Annotated in this window: 11 protein-coding genes; 8 read left to right on the top strand and 3 right to left on the bottom strand. The window is 41.2% G+C overall.

Annotated elements, in window-relative coordinates; genetic code table 11:
* The 5 genes from AC4E96_RS09425 to AC4E96_RS09445 form a co-directional block, all read left to right on the top strand.
* A partial coding sequence (locus AC4E96_RS09425) for a FlgO family outer membrane protein (RefSeq protein ID WP_490255634.1) occupies positions 1-692 on the top strand: 692 nt, incomplete at its 5' end.
* A 6-nt stretch (positions 693-698) separates the two neighbouring features.
* A complete protein-coding gene (locus tag AC4E96_RS09430) occupies positions 699-1,412 on the top strand; it encodes a hypothetical protein (RefSeq protein ID WP_490255635.1) in 714 nt (237 codons plus the stop codon).
* A 95-nt stretch (positions 1,413-1,507) separates the two neighbouring features.
* On the top strand, positions 1,508-2,716 hold the full coding sequence (locus AC4E96_RS09435) for a dipeptidase (protein ID WP_488032457.1): 1,209 nt from the start codon (positions 1,508-1,510) through the stop codon (positions 2,714-2,716).
* 50 nt (positions 2,717-2,766) lie between these two features.
* Complete coding sequence (locus AC4E96_RS09440) at positions 2,767-3,771, top strand: hypothetical protein (protein ID WP_490255636.1); 1,005 nt, start codon at positions 2,767-2,769, stop codon at positions 3,769-3,771.
* 122 nt (positions 3,772-3,893) lie between these two features.
* Complete coding sequence (locus AC4E96_RS09445; protein WP_488032459.1) at positions 3,894-4,247, top strand: outer membrane protein assembly factor BamE; 354 nt, start codon at positions 3,894-3,896, stop codon at positions 4,245-4,247.
* Between the two features lie 102 nt (positions 4,248-4,349).
* Here the strand turns inward: AC4E96_RS09445 and AC4E96_RS09450 are convergent, their stop codons facing one another.
* Together AC4E96_RS09450 and AC4E96_RS09455 are read right to left on the bottom strand one after the other, a co-directional pair.
* The gene (locus tag AC4E96_RS09450; protein WP_488032460.1) at positions 4,350-4,712 is read right to left on the bottom strand and encodes an RnfH family protein; all 363 of its coding nucleotides are present in this window, start codon (positions 4,710-4,712) and stop codon (positions 4,350-4,352) included.
* Between the two features lie 36 nt (positions 4,713-4,748).
* A complete protein-coding gene (locus AC4E96_RS09455; protein WP_488032461.1) occupies positions 4,749-5,180 on the bottom strand; it encodes a type II toxin-antitoxin system RatA family toxin in 432 nt (143 codons plus the stop codon).
* Between the two features lie 109 nt (positions 5,181-5,289).
* Here AC4E96_RS09455 and smpB point away from each other — a divergent pair, with 109 nt between their 5' ends.
* From smpB to AC4E96_RS09470, 3 genes are all read left to right on the top strand, one after another.
* Positions 5,290-5,769 (top strand): SsrA-binding protein SmpB, encoded by a 480-nt coding sequence (gene smpB / locus AC4E96_RS09460; RefSeq protein ID WP_488032462.1) that lies wholly within the window; start codon positions 5,290-5,292, stop codon positions 5,767-5,769.
* 188 nt (positions 5,770-5,957) lie between these two features.
* On the top strand, positions 5,958-6,593 hold the full coding sequence (locus AC4E96_RS09465; protein ID WP_490255637.1) for a hypothetical protein: 636 nt from the start codon (positions 5,958-5,960) through the stop codon (positions 6,591-6,593).
* The gene (locus AC4E96_RS09470; protein WP_490255638.1) at positions 6,571-7,299 is read left to right on the top strand and encodes an NRDE family protein; all 729 of its coding nucleotides are present in this window, start codon (positions 6,571-6,573) and stop codon (positions 7,297-7,299) included. The genes AC4E96_RS09465 and AC4E96_RS09470 overlap by 23 nt, the downstream gene beginning before the upstream one ends.
* Before the next feature lie 33 nt (positions 7,300-7,332).
* On the opposite strand, the gene AC4E96_RS09475 is transcribed toward AC4E96_RS09470, so the two are convergent.
* A partial coding sequence (locus AC4E96_RS09475; protein ID WP_490255639.1) for a hypothetical protein occupies positions 7,333-7,935 on the bottom strand: 603 nt, incomplete at its 5' end.

The following is a 7,935-nucleotide window of genomic DNA, read 5'->3' on the forward strand; positions in this document are numbered from 1 at the left end:
TTGTCAGTGGGTCGCCTTCAAAAGCGCAACCAACCAATGAGCAATCGTCAACCTCCAGAAAAAGAAGTGTGGAAGAGGTGTATGCAATGACACCTTCACCACAACCAACCCAAAGTTCGCAAGTGGTGTACTCTTCCAAGACGAAAAGGCCAATTGCGCAGCGTCAGCCTGAAACTAATGACGACCGAGGCTCATTAGCACAACATTCATTGACGGGCGCCGAACACTCAGTCGTGGTAGAAGAGTACATTGAAAGAATGGCGACCGATTTAATTAATAATTTGGCGACGTCAAATTCAAGAACTAAGCCTGTGATTGGTGTGACTTCATTTGTTGATTTTAATAACAATTTAAAAACAGTCACACCTTTTGGTAACCGTATTGCCGAGCACTTTATCAACGAGCTGCAACGCAGTGGATTCATTGTTGCTGACTATAAAGTGAGGGATACTATTAGCGTCGGTCAAAATGGTGATTTGGTGTTTTCACGCAATACGCAAGAGCTCAATGGGGCTGAGTCGATGACACACGTCTTGGCAGGCAACATTATGTATCAAGAAAAGGGCTTAAAAATTATTGCTCGAGTCGTCGATTTTGATCACAAATGGGTCATTGCTAGTTCGTCGGTGTTTATGCCTTATTTCATTCTAGATACTATTGTACCTAGCAACGCTAAACAGACTGTTTACTAAGCATTTATGAAGTACGACGCCGTTTTACTCCCCTGTTGGTTACGCGCAACACGAATTGTCGTTGTCATCATTAGCGTGAGTATTTTGGCGTCATGCAAACTAAGCGATATCGGCTTGTTTGCTCCTGAACCACCGCCTGTTATCGTGCCTGAGCCAAAACCGCAATTACCTTCACGTCCCTCTATCACACGTTTGCCACAAAGTGTTGCCGCGGCAATAAGCGGTGAGGAGTCGACGGCCTTTTCAGCCATTCATGCCATCAATCAGCTAGAACTTGGTCAATTAGATAAGTTCAGTCCCTATTATCATCGCGCTCAGCAATATTTATTGCTAGAACTGCAAATTCAACAGTTGATCAAAGAGTTGGTGGTCTATGTAGGGGTTCAGCCGAACGCTCTGCGTTATGAGTTACTTAATCTCGAAGTCGACTTGCCCCGTTTACCCTTTAAAGCACGTGGCGTTCATATCGTTAATGAGTTGATTCAGGATCAGTTAGCTCTATATCTTGTGGCCAAAGAAGAATCACCAACACAAATCGACGGTATGGTCGATTTTCAAATTAAACCTAAATTAACCATGAAAATGGGCCAAATTTGCTTACAGCTCCAGCCTATACCAAACACTTTATCTTCAAAACCGCAACAAAGAAAACCGAGTATGGCGATGCCTATTAGCGACTTTTACTTCTATGACTACCTAGACGGTATTCGCCAGCAATAGTGCGTTTAATTAAAGGTTAATGCTCATAAATTGAGTTTTAACTAATCCGGTTCCATGTTTAAATAAACCCATCTTATTATTATAAAAATAAAGGAATGCCCATGTCTTTTAAACTATCTGTACTCAGTGGTTTGGTTGCATTGGGTTTAGCGCTACCTAGCCTAGACGCCAATGCAATTGAAGTAACCTCAAAAGCCCGTCAAATTGCTAAAGAAACGATTATTTTGGACAGTCATATCGACGTTCCATACCGTATCAAAAAGCGTTGGGAAGACGTTACAAAAGCGACTGCGAAAGGTGATTTTGATTATCCTCGTGCGGTTGAAGGTGGCCTAAACGCTCCGTTTATGTCTATCTATATTCCAGCGACCTATGAAGGCCCAGGTAAAGATTATGGTGTCCAACTTGCTCATGAACTCATTGACTCGGTCGAAGCAATTGAAGCGCGTGCACCAGATAAATTTGCCGTAGCAGTGAGCACAAAAGACGTAGAAGAACAGTTTAAAAAAGGTCTTATCTCCTTACCAATGGGTATGGAAAACGGCAGCCCGATTGCTGGTAGCATGGACAATTTAAAAATGTTCTACGATCGTGGTATTCGTTACGTGACTTTGTCTCACTCACTATCGAACCACATTTCTGATTCCTCTTATGACTTGCGACGCAACTGGAAAGGCTTGAGCCCATTTGGCAAAGAGCTAATTGTAGAAATGAACAAAATCGGCATGATGATCGATATTTCTCACGTATCAGACGATGCCTTTTATCAAACGCTTGAGTTAACTAAAGCGCCAGTTATTGCTTCTCACTCATCTTTGCGTCGTTTTACACCAGGCTTTGAGCGCAACATGGACGATGACATGATCAAAGCATTAGGCAAAAACGGTGGTGTTATCCAAATTAACTTTGGGTCTAGCTTTGTTTCAAAAGAAACACGAGACTGGCAAAAGAAATTATCTAAGCTTTATGAAGAAGCAGGCACAAAGTGGGGCGAGCCTAAAGCGAAAGAAATTGAAAAAAAATTCAGAGCGGAAAATCCTTACCCATATGCGTCTTTAGATATGGTTCTTGATCATATTGATCACGTCAAGAAACTAGTGGGCATTGACCACATTGGTATCGGTTCTGATTATGACGGTGTTGGTGATTCATTACCTCGAGACCTAAAAGATGTCTCTTATTTTCCACAATTAGTGCAAGGTATGTTGAATCGTGGCTATACTGAAACTGAAATTAAAAAAGTATTGAGCGGTAACTTCATGCGTGTGTGGAAGCAGGTCGAGAGGTTAGCTAAGACAATGTAATTGCGTTCGCCAATTACGCTTCACTCATCATGTATGATAAAGGAGAGGCAATGACCGAAGAGTTAGGTAAAATATCTGAAATAGCGGATCGAATTCTTCTCGATGATATTTCTGATATTTTCTATCGGAGCATTGTTTTTCCTTTCATCATGAGAACTGAGCTTGATTCTTGCTCTCCTACCATTACCGTATTTGATCAACGGCTTCAAAAGAAGCTCGGTCGTCATTTATTTTGGGCCGACGCACTCATCAACTTTGATCCTCAAGTAAAAAGGCTGTGTAACATAGCCAGTTTGTTTCACAATAAACAATACTCAGAAGCAAACTTGATTAAAGACCGCCAACAAGACTTTTGGTATGACCGCGCTATTAAAAACGTCTTTGGTGAAAGTACCTCGTCCGCTGATATTTTGGAAAAAGTAAAAATTGAGGAGAGTGGCACGTCACCGCAAGCAGTCAGTGGTGCGTATCAGTTACGTCAAATTGCTTGGTCTTATTTGGAAACGAATGCGCCAGTGCCTTGTATTGACATCATGAAGCGTGTTCAAGATTTGACGATAGAATACCGTGATGCAGCACGAGGGTTGGCCTCTTCAGATAACGTCACGTTAAACGACGATCAACTAGAGTCTCTCGCGCTGCTGCATGCTTTACCTATGCTTATATTACTAAAGCTGTATGGTTACTCATTAAATAAACTGAAGTTGGAATATGACCAAAAGTATGACCAAGAATATGAACCTACTGCTGAGTCAATTTTAGATTTCTTAAAATTTGATGAGTTTGTAAGGCCTCATATTATGGAGTCTATGGGTATTGATTTACACCTATCACCGACACTGCTTAATCTTACGGATCCTTATTCAATCGAAGAAGAGTATTTTTTGAAGGGCCGAAATCACGTGATTAAACAGTTATTAGTAGGCAATCATGTTTTAACGCCATCTCAAATAAACCAACTAGAAAAGCAAATGGGTATCGAACACGAAGTGTCTGATGACTTTGGTAACAACAGCTATAAATTGATCCTGACCAAGTTATTAAAGCGCCGTTAAATTAATCCGCTGTATTTGCCCATATCTGGTTACCACTTAAAAATTTTATCTGGTAGTATGACGGAACTTTTTTATTTCTCGCCGTTCCAATAGGCAATTAACCGTATTTAAGTTGTAAAGAAATGAAGCATTTATTAGTTTTACTGACTCTTACTTTGACTATTACTTTGTCTGGCTGTAGCAGCTGGGTTTACAAGTACGATATCGTTCAAGGCAATTTCCTAAACCAACGCGATGTCGATAAGCTTCGTGTCGACATGACTAAAGAACAAGTTAAATTTGTTTTGGGCACGCCAGTAGTAGATAGCCCTTTCAGCGACCATACTTGGCGCTATGTTTATACGATTCGAGTAGGCAAAACAGACGAGTTTGTTAAAAAGGAATTGTTATTAAATTTTGATGGCGAAAAATTAGTCTCACTCTCTGGTGATTTTGAAAAGCCTGAGAACTTTGATGTTCCTCTGGATTCTGAGTAAGCCGACTTAGAGTAGAAAGAATGGAAAAGGTGGCTTAGATAAGCAAGAGCCAAAGTGAATTTCACCAATCCTGATCCTATGTAATACATTAAAAAGCCGAGATTAATTCTCGGCTTTTTTGCGCGGGTTAGGTCGTCCGCCCGTTATTTTATCGGCGCGGCCTTCTTGTTTAGCTCGCTCAGCTCTGCGCTTTCTGACCTCTTTTGGATCGGCGATGAGCGGGCGATAAATCTCAATACGATCTCCGTCTTTTAGCTCGGCGTTTAATTTACAGGTCTTGGACCAAATTCCGACTTTATTTTCACTTAAGTCTATTTCTGGGTGGCTAACCAAAATGCCACTTTTTTCAATGGCTTGCTCAACCGTACTGCCCTGTACTACTTGCAGTTGCAGTAATGACTGCTTTTCTGGAAGGGCGTAAGCCACTTCAATTGTTATGCGTTGTATGTTTTTATCGTGTGACATTTTGTCTACCTAACTGACAAATTATAAACTCAAAGGTTAGCCATAAACGACTTTGGCTCGCTGGGTGAAGGCACTGACCATACTAGACGTCACGTGGTTAAACACCTTCCCAAACGCCAGTTCGATCATTTTAGATGAAAACTCAAACTCCAAATTTAATTCAACTTTACAAGCGTTTTCATCTAGAGGCGTAAACTGCCAATAACCGTGCAAAAACTTAAAAGGTCCGTTGACCAGCTTCATATCGATACGCTGATTTGAGGTAAGTGTATTTTGTGTCGTAAACCATTTACTCAGTCCGGCTTTGTTGATCAACAGTGACCCTTCAATAACCGAGTCGCTGATCTGCTGACGCTTGGCATCTGCGCAGTTCGGGATAAATTGCGGGTATGCGTCAATGTCATTCACCAATTGATACATTTGATCTACGCTGTACATTACTAAAGCACTCTTTGAAAGCTGCGCCATATTGTTCAATTAACCTTTAACTTTGTTATTGCACGTTATTCTAACAAACTTGGATAGAAAATAATGCACAAAAGGTTATAATCGCTTGGTTAACAAAAAAGAAGTGATTATGGCCAAGAAAAAACCAAAAGCTCCATCCAATACGATTGCCCTAAATAAAAAGGCACGCCACGAGTACCACCTAGACAAAAAGTTTGAGGCAGGCATTGAACTGCAAGGCTGGGAAGTGAAGAGTATTCGTGAAGGCAAGGTAAACATTACCGATACGTACGTCCATGTTAAGGACGGCGAAGTGTTTTTGTTAAACTCACAAATTCAACCTTTGATGCAGGCCTCGACGCACGTGGTTGCGAATCCAACCCGTTATCGCAAGCTGCTATTGAAGCGAAGAGAAATCAACGAGTTAATTGGTGCAGTTGAACGTCAGGGACACACACTGGTGTGTACTGCGATGTACTGGAAAAAAAGCTGGGTGAAAGTCGAGTTTTATTTAGCCAAAGGTAAACAAGGTCAAGATAAGCGTGATGACATTAAAGACCGTGACTGGTCTCGTCAAAAAGAGCGCATCATGAAACACTCTAGTCGTTAATCCTCTAACTACTTTTTCACTATTCCAATGAGATTACAGTGTTTTTTGCATTGCTGTAATCTCTGCAATTGCTCTAAACCTTCCGGTTGTCGACTTAGCTTATTTATTAATTTATTTGAAATTTTGTACTAAGTTTGTTGTTCTAGTATTAAATAGCCGATTAAATTAGTTAGGGTCTAATTCAAGCGATGTCAAACGATACTTCAATACTTGCAGATAACACCGTTTTGTTGACTCAACTTCGAGATTTTATTACTCAATTACCAACAGAATCTTACGGCTTTAATAACCCGTTATTACAGAGCGGGACAGTAGGCGCTCACACTCGTCATATTCTCGATCATTATCAGGCCTTTTTGTTGTCAATTGAGGCGTTGATTCTAAGTGCAGCTTCTGCCAGCCTTGATGCTAAAGAAAAGGTCTTGCCAAGCGTGACGACGGTGAATTACGACCACAGAAAGCGTGATGTTCGCATCGAGCAATCGACCGAAGTTGCTGCTAGCCAAATTCGACGAGTAGTCAATGAACTCCAAGATCAAATCACCAAGCTTTACGCAATTTGTAAAATTGACCCAAACCCCACTTTAAATATGATTTGTGCTACCAATACAGACGAACCTGGTCAGCCACTCGTCTCCAGCTTGGCTCGTGAATTAGTCTTTTTGCATAGCCATACGACTCATCATATGGCCATTATTCGAATGTTGGCTTTAGCTTCTGGTCATCAAGTCGAGGCTGATTTTGGCAAGGCTGCATCAACAAAACAATTTGAGCAAGAAACTAAAAAAAGCGATAACGTTTATGTGCAGTCTCAATTGGCGTAAGCTCGACAACAAAATAATATTAGCCTTCAACCGCGACGAATCTGTAGAAAGAGTTGAAGCGCTGCCGCCCCAACGTTTTAGTAAAAATGGTGTGGAATACGTCATGCCTGTCGATCCGCAAGGGCAGGGCAGCTGGATTGCGATGAATAATAAAGGCTTGGTGTTTTTCTTGTTAAATGATTATCAAGGCCGCTTAAAAGACAACTCTGATTCGCTCATTAGCCGTGGCAAGTTGATTCAAACGTTAGCAACTTGTCCTTCAATTGAAAAAGTGAATGAGACTGTTACTCAGTGGCCACTTGAGCAATCTCAGCCATTTGTTTTAGGCATTTTGTCGCTAGATAGCAAACACAGTAAGATGTTTCATTACGATGGTATCACAGAAGTTTTATCGCCACAGCCTCTCCCTAATCAGTTATATTCGTCAGGCGATCCTAATGTAGAGGCTATTATCAAGCACCGCACCGAATATGTTGATCAGAAAAACATCAATAGTATGCAGGATTTGATGGCTTTACATCAGCAACACGAGCCCTATATCGACGATGGATACATTTATAGTTTATGTATGCACAGACCTGAGGCTGAAAGTCAGTCGATGACCTTAATAGAAGTGGCGCGTTCCGAGATGGTCATGGAATATTATGCAGGAGCACCGTGTAAAGCTACTCTCGAAAATAAAGTCAGAAAGGTAATCACCCTGTAACTAAGATAAATAGTTAAAGGGTGATTCGTTAACTTAATTATTACAAAGTTGATTTGAGTAGTCATTTCGGCTTAAGTTGTTTTCGTCTTTCGCCATACTAATGTATTTAACCGCGTTTACATTGGTTGCAGTGTCAGAAACCTCAACCTTCACTACCGATAAATTGTCTACTTCTCTAGTAAATGTAATTGTATTACCACTGATCGAGCGTGTTACGTCACCTGCGCAAAGTTGAGTGCGCCATTCGAAAGCAGGCGTTTCGTGACTCCAACGTGTTTTTGCCGTCCATTCAACCGTTTTGGCGGTCGTTTTACTCACACCAATAATATCGAGTCTAGGTTGAACATCAGAGAAGCCGTTCGCGTTGAATTCAAATTCAACTTGGTCGGCACAGTCATTCAAAAGCCCAGTGTTCTCTAATTCATTTTTCTCTTGCTGAGATACAGGCGTCTGACAGTCGTAATCATCGTTCGCTACGATAGTAAGCGTATGATCACCTGCACGCTTAGGCGTTGCATAACTGACAACGTACAGCCCGTTTTCGTAGGTTTGAGCTCGTTCGACAGCGCTGTATAAGGACTCTGCTACATCATTAGCATCACTGAGATTTAGAATGTTTTTATTTGAGGTGAACTC

It is taken from the genome of Psychrosphaera sp. (assembly GCF_982872775.1).

Excerpts from the sequence above, each read along its gene's own strand:
- AC4E96_RS09430 (WP_490255635.1), top strand. The coding sequence starts at position 699 with ATGAAGTACGACGCCGTTTTACTCCCCTGTTGGTTACGCGCAACACGA.
- AC4E96_RS09435 (WP_488032457.1), top strand. The coding sequence starts at position 1,508 with ATGCCCATGTCTTTTAAACTATCTGTACTCAGTGGTTTGGTTGCATTG.
- AC4E96_RS09440 (WP_490255636.1), top strand. The coding sequence starts at position 2,767 with ATGACCGAAGAGTTAGGTAAAATATCTGAAATAGCGGATCGAATTCTT.
- AC4E96_RS09445 (WP_488032459.1), top strand. The coding sequence starts at position 3,894 with ATGAAGCATTTATTAGTTTTACTGACTCTTACTTTGACTATTACTTTG.
- AC4E96_RS09450 (WP_488032460.1), bottom strand. The coding sequence starts at position 4,712 with ATGTCACACGATAAAAACATACAACGCATAACAATTGAAGTGGCTTAC.
- AC4E96_RS09455 (WP_488032461.1), bottom strand. The coding sequence starts at position 5,180 with ATGGCGCAGCTTTCAAAGAGTGCTTTAGTAATGTACAGCGTAGATCAA.
- smpB (WP_488032462.1), top strand. The coding sequence starts at position 5,290 with ATGGCCAAGAAAAAACCAAAAGCTCCATCCAATACGATTGCCCTAAAT.
- AC4E96_RS09465 (WP_490255637.1), top strand. The coding sequence starts at position 5,958 with ATGTCAAACGATACTTCAATACTTGCAGATAACACCGTTTTGTTGACT.
- AC4E96_RS09470 (WP_490255638.1), top strand. The coding sequence starts at position 6,571 with ATGTGCAGTCTCAATTGGCGTAAGCTCGACAACAAAATAATATTAGCC.